General features: G+C 57.8%; 17 protein-coding genes. 4 read left to right on the plus strand and 13 right to left on the minus strand.

Translation table 11 applies throughout. From position 1 onward, the window contains the following. Nucleotides 1-85 precede the first annotated feature (85 nt). Both IPK17_RS35040 and IPK17_RS35045 read right to left on the minus strand, forming a co-directional pair. Nucleotides 86-1,000, minus strand: a complete 915-nt coding sequence (locus IPK17_RS35040; protein ID WP_343422363.1) for a carbohydrate ABC transporter permease — start codon at nucleotides 998-1,000, stop codon at nucleotides 86-88. A 101-nt stretch (nucleotides 1,001-1,101) separates the two neighbouring features. Then, nucleotides 1,102-2,346: an ABC transporter substrate-binding protein gene (locus IPK17_RS35045; protein ID WP_343422364.1), complete on the minus strand. Its 1,245-nt coding sequence runs from the start codon at nucleotides 2,344-2,346 to the stop codon at nucleotides 1,102-1,104. A gap of 190 nt (nucleotides 2,347-2,536) precedes the next feature. On the opposite strand from IPK17_RS35045, the gene IPK17_RS35050 reads away from it, so the two are divergent. Next, nucleotides 2,537-2,776, plus strand: coding sequence for a hypothetical protein (locus IPK17_RS35050; RefSeq protein ID WP_343422365.1), 240 nt, complete (start codon nucleotides 2,537-2,539; stop codon nucleotides 2,774-2,776). 5 nt (nucleotides 2,777-2,781) lie between these two features. Continuing rightward, complete coding sequence (locus IPK17_RS35055; protein ID WP_343422600.1) at nucleotides 2,782-3,426, plus strand: helix-turn-helix domain-containing protein; 645 nt, start codon at nucleotides 2,782-2,784, stop codon at nucleotides 3,424-3,426. A 102-nt stretch (nucleotides 3,427-3,528) separates the two neighbouring features. Here the strand turns inward: IPK17_RS35055 and IPK17_RS35060 are convergent, their stop codons facing one another. From IPK17_RS35060 to IPK17_RS35080, 5 genes are all read right to left on the minus strand, one after another. Next, nucleotides 3,529-4,068 carry a hypothetical protein gene (locus IPK17_RS35060; protein ID WP_343422366.1) on the minus strand — a complete coding sequence of 180 codons (540 nt, stop codon included), beginning with the start codon at nucleotides 4,066-4,068 and terminating at the stop codon, nucleotides 3,529-3,531. Then, on the minus strand, nucleotides 4,065-4,241 hold the full coding sequence (locus IPK17_RS35065; RefSeq protein ID WP_343422367.1) for a hypothetical protein: 177 nt from the start codon (nucleotides 4,239-4,241) through the stop codon (nucleotides 4,065-4,067). The genes IPK17_RS35060 and IPK17_RS35065 overlap by 4 nt, the downstream gene beginning before the upstream one ends. A 67-nt stretch (nucleotides 4,242-4,308) precedes the next feature. Further along, nucleotides 4,309-4,698 carry a DUF6326 family protein gene (locus IPK17_RS35070; protein ID WP_343422368.1) on the minus strand — a complete coding sequence of 130 codons (390 nt, stop codon included), beginning with the start codon at nucleotides 4,696-4,698 and terminating at the stop codon, nucleotides 4,309-4,311. A gap of 204 nt (nucleotides 4,699-4,902) precedes the next feature. After that, nucleotides 4,903-6,132, minus strand: a complete 1,230-nt coding sequence (locus IPK17_RS35075; protein WP_343422369.1) for an alpha/beta hydrolase family protein — start codon at nucleotides 6,130-6,132, stop codon at nucleotides 4,903-4,905. Nucleotides 6,133-6,231: 99 nt separating this feature from the next. After that, complete coding sequence (locus tag IPK17_RS35080) at nucleotides 6,232-8,853, minus strand: winged helix-turn-helix domain-containing protein (protein ID WP_343422370.1); 2,622 nt, start codon at nucleotides 8,851-8,853, stop codon at nucleotides 6,232-6,234. 80 nt (nucleotides 8,854-8,933) lie between these two features. Between IPK17_RS35080 and IPK17_RS35085 the strand changes: the two genes are divergently transcribed. Beyond that, the gene (locus IPK17_RS35085; protein ID WP_343422601.1) at nucleotides 8,934-9,242 is read left to right on the plus strand and encodes an integrase core domain-containing protein; all 309 of its coding nucleotides are present in this window, start codon (nucleotides 8,934-8,936) and stop codon (nucleotides 9,240-9,242) included. Nucleotides 9,243-9,337: 95 nt separating this feature from the next. Here IPK17_RS35085 and IPK17_RS35090 read toward each other — a convergent pair whose 3' ends face one another. The 6 genes from IPK17_RS35090 to IPK17_RS35115 are packed head-to-tail and all read right to left on the minus strand — an operon-like array spanning nucleotide 9,338 to nucleotide 13,614. Continuing rightward, nucleotides 9,338-10,300, minus strand: coding sequence for a YncE family protein (locus IPK17_RS35090; protein ID WP_343422371.1), 963 nt, complete (start codon nucleotides 10,298-10,300; stop codon nucleotides 9,338-9,340). 50 nt (nucleotides 10,301-10,350) lie between these two features. Then, nucleotides 10,351-11,193, minus strand: a complete 843-nt coding sequence (locus IPK17_RS35095; protein WP_343422372.1) for an oxygenase MpaB family protein — start codon at nucleotides 11,191-11,193, stop codon at nucleotides 10,351-10,353. 30 nt (nucleotides 11,194-11,223) lie between these two features. Then, nucleotides 11,224-11,817: a hypothetical protein gene (locus IPK17_RS35100; RefSeq protein WP_343422373.1), complete on the minus strand. Its 594-nt coding sequence runs from the start codon at nucleotides 11,815-11,817 to the stop codon at nucleotides 11,224-11,226. Beyond that, nucleotides 11,798-12,559 (minus strand): DedA family protein, encoded by a 762-nt coding sequence (locus tag IPK17_RS35105; protein WP_343422374.1) that lies wholly within the window; start codon nucleotides 12,557-12,559, stop codon nucleotides 11,798-11,800. Before IPK17_RS35105 ends, IPK17_RS35100 begins: the two co-directional genes overlap by 20 nt. A 1-nt stretch (nucleotide 12,560) precedes the next feature. Next, nucleotides 12,561-13,136: an SRPBCC family protein gene (locus IPK17_RS35110; RefSeq protein WP_343422375.1), complete on the minus strand. Its 576-nt coding sequence runs from the start codon at nucleotides 13,134-13,136 to the stop codon at nucleotides 12,561-12,563. Between the two features lie 46 nt (nucleotides 13,137-13,182). Beyond that, nucleotides 13,183-13,614 carry an ester cyclase gene (locus tag IPK17_RS35115; RefSeq protein WP_343422376.1) on the minus strand — a complete coding sequence of 144 codons (432 nt, stop codon included), beginning with the start codon at nucleotides 13,612-13,614 and terminating at the stop codon, nucleotides 13,183-13,185. 175 nt (nucleotides 13,615-13,789) lie between these two features. Here IPK17_RS35115 and IPK17_RS35120 point away from each other — a divergent pair, with 175 nt between their 5' ends. After that, a complete protein-coding gene (locus IPK17_RS35120) occupies nucleotides 13,790-16,573 on the plus strand; it encodes a helix-turn-helix domain-containing protein (protein ID WP_343422377.1) in 2,784 nt (927 codons plus the stop codon). Nucleotides 16,574-16,953 lie beyond the last annotated feature (380 nt).

Consider the following 16,953-nt stretch of genomic DNA (forward strand, 5'->3'; position numbering starts at 1 on the left):
TGAATGTACCAGCGGCGGGGAATCCAACGTTTCCAGTTCAAGGATCGCTTTGTCTGTCTTGAGAGGGCAGGGAGGCGTTCGCTGGTCATACGCCGCTCCGTGCCCCGGTGCCGGACACGCGCCACTGCAACGCGGTGACGATGAGCACGATCAAGAACAGAATCCAACCCACTGCTGACGCATCGCCGAGATTAAAATAGCGGAAAGCTTCGCGCCATAGGATGAAACCGAGCACTTCGGTGGAGCCGACCGGGCCGCCCGTGCCGTTGGACATCACAAACACGGTGTCGAATACCAGAAAAGCGTCAATCAGCGACATGATCGCGACGAGCAGTGTTGTCGGCGCCAGCATGGGCAGCGTGATGTAGCGGAACTGCGCGCGCGTATTCGCGCCATCGACCATCGCCGCTTCATAATAAGCGCGGGGCACGGTTTGCAGCCCCGCGAGAAAGATCACCATATTGAAGCCGACGCGTTTCCACACGCCGACGAGAATCACGGCCAGCAGGGCAAAGCGCGGATCAGTCAACCATGCTGGCCCTTGAACGCCGATCTGCCGCAGCAGCGTATTGACCAAGCCGGAACCAGGATCGAGCAGGTAGCGCCACACGGTTGCCGCCGCGACGGTCGCTGTCACCACGGGGATGAAGTAAATAATGCGATAGAAGGTCACGCCGCGAATGCCGGAATTGAGCAGCAAGGCAATGAACAACCCGCCGACCGAACTCAACACGGTGATGCTGACCACGTAGATCAGCGTGATTTGCAGGGAATGCCAGAACTGTGCCGAGTTAAACAAATCAAAGTAATTTTGCAGCCCGACAAAATTGCGCTCGGGCGAGAAACCGTCCCAATCATGTAGGCTGAGGTAGCCGGAGTAGAGAATGGGGTAGATGCTGAAGATTCCCAGCACCAACAGGGCGGGCAGCAAAGCGATCAACGCGGTCAACCAGTGACTGCGCGCTTGTCGGCGGAGCGCCGATCCCGCTTTTATAGCCATGGGGCGTACTCCAGATCCGGTTGCTTAATCCACACGACGAGCGCTTGAGCCCGCCGATCTGCGCGCACAGATCGGCGAGCTCAAGCTGCTTTCCGTTAAGTTTAACGCAGCAGCGCGTTGACGGCGGTTTCTGCGCTAGCTAACGCATCTTCGGGTGAAATCTGCCCGTAGAGCGCCTGTTCCATAAAGCCGCTGAACACATCCGACAGTTCCGGATAGACCTGCACGGACGGGCGGTTAATGGCGTACTGCTGGCTTTCGACATACGGGATCAACCGCGGTTCTGTGTCGTTCAGCCATGCTTGGAAACCGGCATCAGCCGCAACCGACGCGCGAATGGGCATGAAAGCGGTCTGCTGATCCCACGCGATCTGCGTTTCGGTGCTGGTCAGCCATTCAACGAACGTGAAGGCCGCCTGCTGGGTCGCCTCATCGCTGTTGAAAATGACGATGTGTTCGCCACCCATATTGGTCGCGGGCTGGCCGTCCGCGGGGATCGGCATCTGCGCGACGCTGAACGTGAAGGCGGATTGCGAGGCAAGACCGCTCACCATCCACGAACCGTCCATGCGCATGCAAGCCTTACCCTGATCGAACAAACCCCACGGCGCCAGGCTGCTCGCGCCGCTGTCGATCAGCGACTTCCAGTAGTTCAACGCCTGCAGACCCGCGGGCGTATTGAACGCGGCGGCGGTGTTGTCGGCGGTGAGGAATTCGCCGCCCGACTGCCACAGATAGACTTGGAACTGCCAGGTCAGGCCTTCGCCGGGCTGCGTATAGAGTTCCATCCCAACGACACCCTGATCTGGGTTCGCGCACGCTTGGGCAGCGGCGGTGAGTTCATCCCACGTCGTCGGCGGTGCAGCCGGGTCGAGGCCCGCGGCGGTGAACAGATCATTGTTGATGAGCAGTTCGAGGTTGTTGGTGCTGACCGGGAGACCGAACAACTGATCGTTGTAGCGGTTGACGTTGAGCAGCGCCGGGTAGAAGTCGGTCAGGTCGATGCCCGCCGCTTCAATGTAGGTGTCCAGCGCGGCGACCTTGCCCGAATTAGCGAGCAGCGGCATCCACGCCATGTCGACGGCGGCCAGACTCGGTGCTTCGCCACCCGCGATCGCGGTTTGCAACCGGGGCAGGAGTTCACCCCAACCATAAAAGACATTTTCAACTTGAATATCAGGGTGATCGGCGTTGAACTGATCAACTAAGCCCTGAATGGCTTCGCCGTTGTTACCATCCCAGTAGTTCCAGAACTTTAGGTGAACCGGCTCCTGAGCAGAAACCGATACGGCGCTGAGTAGCATGAGACTGACGAGCAAAAGAGTGAGACGAAGCATACGTGACATTGAAAAAACCCCTCATCTTTCATGCATAAAATCGGTTTAGTAAACCGATTTAACTATAATGCAGATTTGGTAGTGCGTCAAGTTTTTAGCCGCACACTTCTAATTAGCTTCTTGACCTGTAGTAGCAATAAATCCAACTTGGAACCGGTATAATCCGACAATCTGACCGTTTCGAGCAAACCAATCATCGATGATCTGGCGTTTTATCTATCTTGTTGCGCATCAACTTGGGGACAGTCTGCGCTTCAGTCGGCTGGCACCGGATGATAAAACCATTGAACTCCTGCTGCTGCGCCAGCAGCTGCTGATAGTGCGGCGTCATCAGAAACGCGGACCGACTATCACCCGCACGGAGAAGTTGCTGCTGTTGACCTTGGTGGAGCAGCTCCGACCGATCGTCGAGCTGCCGGGGCGCAACTGGAGCGATTGATTCTGGTGTTTAAACCCGATACGCTACTCCGGTGGCACCGCGAGCTGGTCAAACGTAAGTGGACCTTCAAACATCAAGCGAAGCGTGTCGGGCGACCACCCATCGAACCGCAGGTTGTCCAGTTGGTGCTCCAACTCGTCCGTGAGAATCGTTGGGGTGACGACCGCATCACCGGAGAACTGAAGAAGCTCGGTTATCGGATCAGCCATGAAACCGTCCATCAGATCTTGCGCCGCCACGGCATACCGCCCATTCCCCAGAAGCAGTCTGCAAGAACATGGCGAACCTACCTCAACCACTACAAGGATACTTTGTTCGCGTGCGATTTCTTCACGGTTGAAACGGTTCGCCTCCAAACTCTCTGTGTCTTCTTTTTTATCGAGGTCGGGACACGCCGGGTTCATCTGGTCGGCCTTACGGCGCATCCGACCCAGGCTTGGGTGTCGCAGCAGGCGCGCCAGATCGTCTGGAACTTGCAAACGCTGACGTATGTGCTGCACACGTATGAAGGCTACTTCAACAGGGCACGACCGCATCAGGGTATTGGGCAGAAGATCCCCGATCCATCCCCAGAAGGTTCAATCAGCGGAACGATCCAATGGCGCGATTTGCTCGGCGGTGTACTCCACGACTACTATCGAGCTGTTTGACTTACGGGAAACACCGCGTGGATAGGGTTTATTGCTACTACAAGGGTGTATCTTCGTTGTTGATCTCATGCGCATGGTCATCAGTTCCCGCTTTGCCGCGTCTCAACCGTAAAGGAGAGTCAAAGCTATCGGCGCGACCGCTGCTTGCATGTTTGCCACCACGATCACTAGTAGCAGTAAGGAAAAGCTTACAGTAGCAACACCGGAGATAAGGAGCGCATTTTCTTTAAGCCGCCACTTAGCCTCGTTTGCCTTCGATTGCTTGATTAACAGGTTCCAAATGCGTATGCTGACCACTATGAATACAACCATTAAAACACCACTAACAAGTGCTTTGGTCGAATTAAATGAAATGCGTTCAAGGAACCTGTTTTGAGCAACCGCTGGAATGTTAGGGATGCCAGACTGGATCCATGTGTTAAACGCCTGATAGAGTTGATACTTTTGCGTACCGGCATTCGGCGTCCCCAGCGAATCGACCAGTAGCGTAAACCCGTGGTGGGGATCTACGACATTGGTTGCATTTGCCAAAACAGTTAAGGCAAACAACGCCCCAACCATAAGGCTTAATGCCCAAAAAGAGAAATAGACCTTTTTTTCAAATGTCCATTTCCGTGTGTCAGCTTTGGGTGCTCGCTTCAATCGAACCCCCAAAAGATGCTCAGCAGTAGAAACATAATCACCAAAAGCCCACCAGCCGCAACCAACACAAGGTGGTATTGGGTATAATCATTGATCAGTGTGCTCATGGCAGGGTTAGACCATACCCCTGAATGAATCAGATTGTTCAGTGTCGTTTGGAGATTGTCGCTCATATTGATCCTCTCGTGTAAATTGGTTTGTAAGCCATCACTACGCAGTTTTTGTGGAAGAGTTGCTGATCTAGGCCAGATTTAGGCGCGCTCTCAGCACTTCACCTGCTTTGGGAACTGGCTCTGGAATGTCTCTGAGTTGAAACACATCCGGTGTTCCGTATTCTTTTGATTTCTCCCGTGTTCGTGATGGGGTCGGTGGAGCTGATTGTAGGGTTACGCCACCCCACGCATATCCGATGATGTTTACCCAACGGTTGATTTGATGCTTCAACACATGCGCCAGGAGTATCATCATGATCGGGATCTCCGTCACTATTGCGGCGATCAATAGAAAGGCGGGAGTGATCTCCATGCCTCCTGCAGTTCCCGTCGTCACAAGCTCCTGAAGAAAACCGCTGTTCATGAACGAGAGAATATCCGCGAAGATCAGGTTCAGCATTACGATGACCCATAACATCGAGAGCGCCCCTGTTATGTCTTTGGTTGTGGTAATGGTTGAGGCTTATAGATCTGCTTGCTCCTCACTGGAAAAGCGGGTTTTCACTTTCTGTGACAAGGTGTGGTGAGAAAGAGCCGCCCTCAAAACGAGGAACGGCTCTACCCAAAACCCACGATTTGACGCTAGTTCAAATCAGCGGCGTGAGAGACTTACTCTTCGCCCCTAGTACCCTTGCGCCGTGTAGCTCACGCCGGGAAACGCTGCCGAGTCGGGAGAGAGTGCGGCTGCGGCGTCCGTATCGCCTTTCAGTTCAGCCAGCAAGAAGGCGGTTGTGAAATGGTTGATCAAGTCATGGGCGCGTGCCATATCCCACACCTGATCGATACATCCGCTGCCGAAACCGACTTCCGTGTAGAAGGGCAGCACATCGCATGTACTCCCGAAGATCATGTGTTCGGCGTTCTCAAAACCGACTTGTGCTTTCCTATCACTCGACACATGCTCGTAAGTACGCTGAGTCCCCCAGTGATAGGGTGTTCCCGTGTCCAGCGTACCCCCCATTGCCAGTACCGGGATGTCGATTTCTGCCAACCCTGCCGGATCGAACTGATAGGCGTCACCCGCCATCGGCACAATCGCATCGACACGCGGGTCAGCCCACACGGGCCAATCGCCCTCTGGCGCGGCATCCAGACCCGCCAGTGCCGCCATTTCCGCGACGTGAGGCAGTACCGGATCGCACAACCACGCCGCCGGATCAGCCGCCGCTCGCGCCGACTCGCACAGTGCTGCCATGCTCTCCATATTGATGGGCGCACCTGCTGCCGCTAACGTCGTATATCCGCCGTATGAATGCCCGATCACTGCAACGGTTTGCGGATCGATCACGCCTTCCAACACGCCGCCCGCCGTGGTTTGCTCGTCCACGTACTCGAAGACCGTCAGAATATCTTGCGGACGAGCAATCATCGCCCGCCAAAACCAATCCAGCGCTTGTGTGTACATCTCGTGATGTTCCGGTGCGATCACCACGAAGCCGTAAGACGCGAGATGTTCGGCTAACCACGCATATGCCGTTCCTCCCGACGAGAAACCGGGCGAGAGGATCACGAGCGGGTAAGGAGCGGCGCTGAGATCGAAAGCTGCGTCGGCAAGCGCGTGTCCGCTCACAGTGGACGTCGCGCCTTCAGGAAAGCCTTCCCACTTGATGACAAAGGGATACGTGATCGCTTCGGCTAGATGATTGGGATTCAGCGCCGGATACCACACCGTGATGTCCAGCGATGTCTCCCCTTCAATCACCAGATCGCGTGCTCCTACGGCATACGCGCCGCGCACCCCGTAAGTCGGTGTATCGGGACGCGCACCGCTCCGCGTCACCGCGTCTTGCGCCATGATGCTGCTCGCCAGCATCATCATTATCAGAAACAGAACCAACAGTTTACGCGACATTATGTGAACCCTTTCATTTGAGTCAATGCACAGCAGCATAGCCTCTGGCGAGTAGGGTTGTGCAGCTACTAAAGTAGGGTTAGGAAGTAGGGTTTTGCGTTACAGCAGACCGAGTTCGCGGGCGCGGGCGACCGCTTCCGTGCGTCGCTCCACGTGCAGCTTGCCGAAGATGTTGGCGACATAGCCTTTGACAGTACTGAGCGCGAGAAACAGCCGGTCCCCGATTGCCTGATTGGAGAGTCCGTCCGCGATCAGGCGCAGCACGTCGAGTTCGCGCGGACTTAACGGGTCGATCAACGGCTGAACGGACGGAGTCGCCAGCAGTCGATCCACGTATTCCGGCATGATCCCACGTGCCATCACCAGCAAATTGCGCATGGTCGCGCCTTCGTCGAGGAAGATGCGGTAGAAACCGCCGTCCGCGGCCAGCGACAGAGCGCGTTCGAGTAGCACGAGCGCTGCCGCTGTATCGCCCCGCGCATGATGAACCAACGCTTGCAAATTGAGCAGTTCGATTATGCTGGCGATTCGGTCATGCGCCGCCGCCAGCAAGCGATCACTCAGGCGGAGCGCATCGTCGTGCTGCTCCAGCGCGATCAAGAGCCGCACGAGTGTAATGTACTCGTACTCGCTGAGATAACTCAATTCGCCGTCGCTGGTGAGTCCGCGTTCGTCCGCCCATGTCAGCGCATGCTGCAGCTTGCCCTGCTTGATCCACAACCGCGCTCTTTGCGCTCGAATCGGGCGCATGTCAGGAAGAGGTGAGCTGTAATGCAACCGTTCTGCCGTATCGAGCAGGCTCAACGCGGCGTCGAAATGACCTGCGCCCGCTTGAAGTTGGGCTTGTGCCAGCGCATGCCGAATCTTCCAGCCCGGGAACGCGGCTTGTTCGCCGAGCGTTTCGCCGCGCTGTCTGTATAAGCGTGCGTTCTCTCCATCGCCCATCTCGTCGTAAAGCAGGCTCATGCCGAGATACAGATCGGTTGCCCCTTGCAGCACGGGTTCGCCGTGATCCCGTACGATTTGCAGCGACCGCTCATATGCGCCCAGAGCGTCGTGCAGCCGCCCTTGCGTGTGGCGAATATCCGCCAGCGCGAACGTAGGGCTAATGCCAAAGGAGGGGTTGCCTGCCCGGTGAAAATTCGCCATGCCTTCCGCGATGAACTGATACGCACCCTCAAGATCGCCGGTTGCCCAGTATGACAGACCCAACACCGACGCCGCACCCGCCCGCGTGAAATCATCGGTGTCGGCGACGATCTCCAGCACATGCCGTGCGTGATGAACTGCTGTGGGGAAATCACCGCGTGCTTGAGCGTGGTAGGCACGGGCTGAGGACAATTGCGCCCGCAGCGACAGAAATTCAGGGCTGTCGTGGATCGGATGCGTTTGCAACCAGCGTTCCGCGTCTTGTAGGCGCGTTTCGGCGGCATCCAAATCCCCGATGTTGAGCAATTCCCATGCATAGCCTACGTTGAGCGCGAAGCGTCCCCGCACCAGTTCATCGGGCAGTGCTTTGACCCACCCGAGCCAGCGCGGACTCTGGAAATAGGTCAGGTTGAGGTATGACCAATGCTGTTCAAGCAGATCTGCGGCGCGGGGGTAGTCATGACCCGCAAGCGCGTGCTGGATCGCGTCTTCCAGCGCGTTGTGCTGCCCGTACCATAACGACGCGGAGAGATGCAGACTCCGCACGAGATCAGGTTGCTGCTTGAGCAAACGGGCGTGCAAGGCTTCCGCGAACAGATGGTGATAGCGAACCCATTCATGCCGATCATCCAGCGGGATAACGAACAGGTTCGCATGTTCGAGATAGTCAAGCGCCTCTTGTCCAGATAACGCGAGATCATTAATGAGAGCGTCACACAGGGGAGCACACAGTCGTTCCAGAATGCTCGTTCTCACCAGAAATGCCTGCACCTGTGCGGGCTGATTTTGCAGCACTTCTTCGACGAGATAATCGAGCACAAACGGATGATCCCCTGCGAAGGCGTCGATAAAACGGTGGGCGTCCGGCTGTCCCTGCATCGCGAGCGCCGCCAATTGCAGCCCGGCGATCCAGCCTTCGGTGCGTTTTTCCAACGTGTTCACAGCCTCCGCCGCTAGGTGCAGCCCGGCCACCTGCTGGAGGAATTCGGCGGATTCAGCCGCGTTGAAGCGTAGATCGGCGGCACGGAGTTCAGTCAGTTGATCACGGGCGCGCAGACGTGCCAGCGGTAAGTGCGGGTCTGTGCGCGTGGCGATTACGAGGTGCATATTCGGCGGCATATGCTCGATCAGAAACGCAATCGCCGCATCGATTGAGCGCGAATTGAGCGTGTGGTAGTCATCGAGCACGAGGACAAACTTGTGCGGTGTCGCCGCTAGATCGTTAATGAGTACAGTCAGGGTGGAGTCGGCAGTTGACTGAATGGATGGCAGCATGTTCAACACCCGTTCTCCAATGGAAGCGTCGATGGTACGCAGTGCGGCAATCACATGCACGAGCAGACGCATAGTGTCGTTATCCGCGTCATCCAGCGACAGCCACGCCGCTTGTCGCCCGCACACGCCGATCCACGCACTGACGAGCGTCGTTTTGCCGAAACCCGCCGGCGCGGAAACGAGCGTCAGCTTGCGGTGCAGCCCCGCGTTCAGCCGTCCAATCAGGCGTGGGCGCGGGATGGCGTTGGGGCGTGGCGGCGGTATATACAGCTTGGTGGAGAGAATCGGTGTCAGCATATCTTCATTATAGTGTAGTGCGGTGGAAAAACGGGAAGACCCACTGAGAGCATATCATCGGGTCAAGGATCCCAGAAACGCTGGCACAAAAACGCCGCCAGTTTACCGCACAGGCGCGGACGCCGTTTCGAGCGCCGAGGGCGAATGCTGTCGCCGAGCGGTGGGTGCGCTCAGTGCGCGAGGAATGTCTCGACCGGCTGATTATTTTGAATACGGCACATTTGAAATATGTGCTGCACGAGTATGAAAGCTTCTTCAACACCGCACGACCGCATCAGGGCATTGGGCAGATGATCCCCGATCCAGCCTCAGAAAGTTCAAGCAGCGGAATGGTCAAACGGCGCGATTTGCTCGGCGGTGTACTCCACGACTACTATCGGGCTGCTTGACTCACGGGAAACACCGCGTGGATAGGGTTTCTTGCTATTACACCTTGAAAGCATGGGCGTCCGCATCTCATTCAGCTTTGTGTACTAATTGATGGCTAACGATTGATCAGCACACGATAGACCGTGCCGCCGAGACTCCCCGATGTCAGATCCGCCCACGCAAATACATCAAGTTCATGCGCGCGATGCAATCCCCCGGCTCCTGTGTTGGCACTAATTACGTCATTGATAACGCTGCTCTGTTGGGTTGCAAGGTCGAGCACCAGCACCTGCGCCGTCCCGGCGGTCTCGTCAAGCGAAGACACGAGCAGAAGCGAACCGTCCAGCGTCAAAGTCAGCCCGGCCAGCTGCCCTCCGGTCTGTACATTTAACTGAATCATGGTGGCTTGACCGTCCCGAATGCGAATCACCCCGCCCAACCCGTTACCTGAAGCGAAACGATCGAGCACGAACACGGTTTCGCCATCCGGCGAGACCGCGACCCCCGATGGTGCGACTAGTGGTGCACCGTGCGCGAGTACCTCTGGTGCTCCACCCGCGGTGGGCAGCGCATAGACCGTCGGTTGTCCAGTGAGGGTGTGGATGCCTGTGAAGTAGAGAGTTTCAACGCCATTCCGCAGACCGACTTCGACGCCTTGCGGCGCAGTGCCCTGTGTCCCAGCGATGGTGCTCACCATGTCAGGTGAGTCGGTGGAAACGGCGAAGATAGCATTCCCCGCCGCACCGGCTGTGAACGAGTCGGAGACATACAGCGTCTGTCCGTCGAGGCTGACGGCGATGCCGATCGGCATAACGAACGGATCGCACGCTGCCAGCGTGGTCACCGCGCCATTCTCGGGATCCGCTCGGAAGATTGCCGGGCAGCCATCGTCAGCGATTGCCGTGAAATACAGGGTACTGCCATCGGGACTCGGCACGGCATCCCACGGCAGCGTAGCTGTGGACACGGGTTCGAAGGTGATGCCCTGCGCCAGAACGAGCGCAGGTACGGCGAACAATGTCAGCACGGCAATCACCAACAGCCGGCGCAACAGATTGGCTCGAATTGAAGTGTACATGTGATTTTTCATCCCTCATCTAGCGTGTCTCGACAACGAACAAGTGATAACTAAACGCCATTCGGCCCCAAGCGCTCGATCTCGTAACCATTCGGGTACGTGCGGTTGCGCTCCTGCGTATAGAGTCGGGGTTTGCGCCGCGGCGGCAGCCGGCGGAGGACGCGCGCCCGCAGCTTCAGCGCACCGAATGTTAACGCCCGTGCCCAGCGTGGCGCTTGCGGAAAACCGAAGGCGCGCTGCATGGGCTCGTCCATCAGCGCATACAGGCATTGACGAACAAACGGTCGCGTGAACGCCGGGTACCAGTTCAGAAACACGTTGATCGTGGCTTTGCCGATCCGTTGGCTGTACTGGTTGGATTGGAAATAGCGCTGCTCATAGTCCCGGTTGAAGCGCTCAAACGCGTCGTACGTTTCGGGGATATCCTTGATGCCCATGCGCTTGCCGACCTCGCGCCAAAAGATGAATTCCGACTGGCATTCCTTCGGATCGAAAGGCCGCCAGCCAAACCGCTGATTCCAGCGGATCGGCTCGAAGATGAAGGTCGACAGCGTATATAGGTAGTCTTCGTTGTCGATGGCGAACCGATGATGCATCCGGTTCATCCGCTTGATTGCCGCGCGTCCCCGTTCGCTGTCATACCCATGCTCGACAAATTCGGAGATCAGCAGCGTGGTATCGTCGTAGCGCTTTTGCCCGCGCCGTTCGAATTCGCCCGTGTCCACGAGCAGTTTGGCGGTGCGCGGCAGCGCAAACGTGCGAAACAGGGCGAATTCCAGCGCCCGCTGAATAAGGTACGGTTCCTCGTAAGTGCCTGTCAGGAACACAATCTGCTCGTGATCCTGCTCCGGGTCAAGCTGTTGAATCTGCTGCAAAATCGCATAACGTGACATCGTGGATTCGCTTTCCTCACATGAAGTTGGTCAAAGCCCAAGATTTGCTTGATGTTGGACGGCGTCGGCGTGCTGCCTGATCGATTGGTAACAAGCCACCAGCAGCAACTCGCAGCGTTTCCAATCGTGTTCGGGGTTAGGCGATGTCTTGCCCGTGATGGTGTCGAGCACATTGTTGGCTTCGACCCGCAGCATCGCCGATTCCTGGGCGACGCTTTCCGGCAGGCTGAACACGACCGCATGCAGCTTGGTCATGGTGTTGATGAACCGGGTTTTGTCCGCCTGTCGGACTAACTGGCGGTGCACGTCCCAGTAGTCGAGCTCCAGCTCCGCCGCGCGCTCAACGTCAAAGTCCAGTCCGGAGTACCGCCGCGCCAGACGGTAGAATTCGCGCAGGTGGTCCTGAATCTCTGCCGGTTTATGCTCTTTGGGAACCCAGGCGACCGAAGCGCGAGTGACATGGTAGGCTGCCCGGATCGACTGGGGGAACGGGATACGGAACTGCGCCTGCACGAGCGCCACGACCAACCAGAGCAGACGCAGCCAGTTCCGGTCGTAATAGGCTTTCCAACCCTCGACTTCATAGTAGGCGACTGCGACTGGGTCAAAGGGTCGAGTGGACATGCGTCCCTCCATGATGAAGGTTTTTGTCGTGAGCATGTGCCACATCGATCTGCAGACGGTTAACCGCGCCTAGCGCCAAACACACCGGGCAGGTTGCTTCGTGCCAGGCACCGGCTGCGGCGGCCAAAACTGCACGCGCCGAGTCGTCCGGGTGCTGACGGCGGCGAATGATATACCATACGGCGAAACCGACAGCGAGCAGCCCGATCAGCACTCCAATCACTACGGCGGGAGACAAGGCCAGCGCTGCCTGCCCGAGCAGCGAACCGCCGAGCAGTCCGAGGGTGAAGTGCAAGGCGAGAAATGCGCTGCTCCCCAGCACGAGACCGACCACGAAGCGGGTGAGGGCGATGCCGGCGATGCCACAGGCCGGAATTGTGACGGAACGGATGCCCGGCGTGAGAATCGCTAGACCAATGCCGAGGACGCAGCTCTTTTCCATGCGCCGGGCCACTGTGTCCAACCGCGCTTCGCTGACGCCGAGAAACCGACCGTAGCGCAGCAGCAGACCACGACCAACGCCCCGGATGAGTGCGAACTGGATCACACCGCCGACGGACAGCGCCACGAGCAGCGCGACGAACGCTCCGAGTACGTTTAGCTTGCCGCTCGCCGCGCGCGCGGCTGCCGCCAGCATGACCACATCTGCCGGGATGGGAATCGGCACGCCAATCGATTTGAGCAGCATGATCCCAGAGATGGCGATCAGCCCATAACTGTCGAGAAATGCTTCCAAGTCCATATCAGCCGCCTTTCCCGTGAAAACCGAGCACATACACAAACCAACGGAATGGATGACTGGGCGTGGCTGGCGGCGGGGCAGAAATCGATCGGCGCGCGGCGGCGGGCGTGTGCCGACGTTCCAGCTCCAGACGCAGGCTCTCTTCGCCCCGCGCCATCGCCCAGCGGTGATTCAGCGCAAACAGCGGTTTCATCACGAAGGACAGCCGCTTGAGCAGCGGTTTCTCCGCCTCGATTTTCCAATCGTAAGTGATATCCACGCATTCGCCTTTCTGCTTGAACGCCCAGATGCCACGTCCAACGAAATCGCCTTCCGCGACCAACGTAAAGCCGTGAGGTGAGTTGGATTCGGTCACACGAAAGCTCCAGCGGAGCGTGTAGGGCAGCCAGCCCTTGGTGTACAGCCCTACCCGCCGACCGATCCCGTTGCTGTCGCCGGGTTCCAGTACGCGCACTTGCAGATAAACGGATGGCCACCAGCGCGGTAGGCTTTCCGCATCACCAATGATGTCAACGACTTCGCCAAGCGCCGCCTGGACCTGCCAATGGGTGATGAAGTGATTTTCGTTCGATGACATGATTTCTTTCCTTCCCCTCACATTTGTCACGTGCGCTGATGTTGATTCAGGCAGGCAGCACACCCAACTGCTGCAGCATGCCCAAGACACCGCCTTTGGCTGGTGACTCAACCCGCACAGAAGCGATTTTGTCGTCCACAAAGCGGAACACGAAGACATCGGGAACTTTCACCACTTTGTTTGTCGGCGCGATGGGGTTTACACCGGGCACCGGCAGATCAAGGGTGGCAGTCTGCGTGCCGCACCAGGTGAACTCGACCCGGATCTCCCCATCGGAATCGTGCACACGATTGATCTCGATATTGAAGTCGGAGAGAGCAGACCAGAGGGCATCCATCACCCGCATGGCTTCGCTTAGTGGAATCACACCGGGAAGTACTCCCCCACTGGCCGTCGCAGTCGGTTGGGCGAGCGGAAAGACATTCGGGTCGCGTTGAGCCAATGTTTCCATCACGCGAATGGCGAGAATCTCGGACATGATCTCCTCCTTGAGGTGAAATCGTCTGTCTATACGGTTGCTGATCTGTGGAATGCAGATGTGTTCACAGTACGTCGTTTGGAACCAGTACCGCAATGAAAATGTTGCGGTATTGTTGCGGTAAACCCAGAACGGGCGGAAAATGAGAACGACACAGTTGAGTTGAAGGTGGTCTATGGGGCTGGATGAGTTCCGTGCGCAAGTACAGAGCTATCGCCGGGCTTTGGGCTTCACACAGAAGCAGTTGGCACATGAACTGGGCATGAGCCCCTCCGTCCTCAGCCATAAACTCCACGCAACTGACGGCCTGCGCCTCACACAGATAGAAGTGAAAGCTATCATCAAACTGCTGGCGCGCTGGCAGGCGATCTCCACGCGCGCTGACGCCGTCGAACTGCTCGACCTGATGGGGCTGAAAGCGGGGGTGTTTACAGACGCCGAGTGGGCAGCGTCGCCGCTGCGCCAACTCGAAGTCGAGACAGTTGCTGCGCCAGTTCTCCCGGTACCACCTCCGGTCGCGCCGCGCGCTGCACTGCCCACGACGCTGACCCCGTTGATCGGGCGGGAGGCGCTGCTCGCCGCGCTGCTTGCACAAATCCAGGATCCTCATGTGCGCCTGATCACGCTGACCGGACCCGGTGGGGTGGGCAAGACGCGGCTCGCGCAGGAGTTGGCACGTCTCAGTCGCAATCAGTTCTTAGATAGTGTCGTGTGGGTGTCGCTGGCCGGGATCGCCGATGCGGCGCTGGTCGACACGGAGATCGCGCAGCAGCTTCAGGTCAAGGCGAATACCTCCGGCACCGCACTGGTTGATCGCCTCATCGCCGTGCTGGCGGCGCGTGCTACCTTGCTCATCCTCGATAACTTCGAGCAGGTGCTGGAGGCCGCTCCGGTGATCGCCGCGCTGCTGCAAGGAGCGGAACGACTGAAGGTGATCGTCACAAGCCGCGCCGTGCTCAATCTCTATGGCGAACATCGGGTGCGCGTGCCGCCGCTCGAACTTCCCAATCTGCAGCAGTTTGAGACCCCTGAGGACTTGGTACGTCACGCGGCGGTCGCTTTGTTTGTCGCCCGCTCACAGACCGTTCGCCGCGATTTCGCTCTGACAGACGCGAATGCTCGCGCTGTGGCAGAAATCTGTATCCGCTTGGACGGGCTGCCGTTGGCACTGGAACTCGCTGCCGCTCGTGGTCGCCTATTCTCTCCCAGCGCTCTGCTACAGCGCCTTGATCAACCGCTGAGTTTGCTGGATGGGGGTGCGGTGAACGCCACCGCGCGCCAGCGGACGCTGCGTGCCACCATCGCCTGGAGTTATGAACTGCTTGACCCGGCGGAACAACGCCTGTTTCGTGTTATCAGCGCATTTCCCGGCGGGTGCAGCATTGAAGCACTGGAAGGCATCTTTGTCCAGCCTACGGGAAGCAGTCGCTCCGTCGTCGATCTGCTCACGTCCTTGCTCGACAAGAGTCTGGTCGACCAGTGCGAGCTGCCAGATGGCGCTCTCCGCATCACTATGTTGGAAACGCTGCGCGAATTCGGACGTGAACTGCTGCTCGATTCACGAGAATGGGATGCCGTGCGCGAACAGCAGGCAGACTATTTTCAGCGCTGGTTGGACACAACCACTCCGTTGTTGTCCGGCGCAGCGCAGCTTCAGGCTGCCACATCGATCGAGCACGAACATGACAATTTGCGCGCTGTCCTGTCTTGGTCAGCGCATGCTCACCCACAGCTTGGGGTTGGTCTGGTCGCATGTTTATCCCAGTTCTGGAATATGCGCGGACTGGCGCTGGAAGGGCTGCGCTGGGCAGAATTGCTCCTCGGCGACGCTGAAATCACGCTCGTGGACGAAACCGCGCAGGCGAGCTACGCCAAAGCCTACAACAGCGGTGGAGCACTGGCCTTCGCGACTGGCAATTATGCCCGCGCTGAAACCTACTTGCAGCGAGCGCTGCGGCTGCGGCTGCAACTTGAAGACTCCGAAGGCATCGCTTCGACTTACAACAACCTCGGCAATTTGGCGTGGAATCGGAGTGATTTGCTCAGTGCGCGGCAGTACTTTGAAGAAGCGGTGCGCATCGCCGAATCAATCCAGAACACGAAGTTGGTGGCGAGTGTTCTGAATAATCTGGGCACGCTGCTCCAGTCGCTGAATGAGTTCGCACTCGCAGAAGCGTATCTTGTGCGAGCGCTTGACATCTGGCGCAGCTTCGGTAACCAACAGAGCATTGCCAATACGCTCTCGAACCTCGGTGGGATTGCCCTGCGCCACCAAAATTTCGCGCAGGCGATGCTCTATTATGTGGAAAGCCTCGCTTTGCAGGAGGAGCTGGACAACAAGCGCAACGCAGGGGCGGTTCTGGCCAACATGGGAGAAGTCGCCCTGAACCAGGGTGACTTCGCGCAGGCTAAAGCGTACTTTGAACGAACCCTATCGCTTCAGCGCGATGTGGACTACCAGTGGGGTGTGGCCAGCGCCATCGGCGATCTCGGGCGCATCGCCTTTTATCAGTACGATTACGGCACAGCGCTCGCTCGCTTGCAAGAAGCGCTAACGCTTATGCGGCAGTTCAACGACACTTCGAAAATTGGTTTGATTGTCAGGCATCTGGGGGCAGTGGCCTTGAAGCTGCAGGATGTCCGGAGCGCGCGCGCCTATCTGCGCGAGGCGCTAAGTTTGTATCAGGATCTGGATGATCTACCTGCAACCGCATCGGCCTTGGCCTGTCTCGCGGCGACCTACGCCGTACAGGGGAGTCCGGAAACGGCCGCACGTTTAGCAGGAGCCGCCTTCAGCGCGTGGGAACGCAGTGGTCTGCGGGTGCTCCCCGTAGATGAGTTGCACTTTATGCCGGAACTGGCGCTAGCACGCGCCGCATTGGATGCGTCAACTTATGCTGCAGCCTACAAAATGGGTGCAGGTATGACGGTCGAGGAAGTATTGGTCAGCCTAGCCTGATCTCTGGTGGGAATAACTGCGCTGTGGACTACCCCCAGTTTAATGGAGTAACAGTGGCTCAAGCTGCCACCGTGACCGGCGCAGTCTTGGCTACCTGCCACCGGCTGTCTTTGCGGAACAGGCTCGACTCTCACTCCCTGTGGACTAGTCATAGGGGGCAGATCACTTGCCTGTTGCCCTTGGAAGTTTCTCTTGGGGATGAGGCAAACGGCGCGGTCTGCTCGAAGCCATTTTCCATGACGATTACCGATCTGCTTGACTCACGGAAAACACCGTCTGGAAAGGATTTCTTGCTACTACAGGGTAGCGTGAAACCTAGATTCTCCCTCAGATGTGCGAAGTAACCCCCACAGGCATTTTGCACGACTTAATACCGCGGC

Source organism: Candidatus Flexifilum breve (assembly GCF_016713355.1).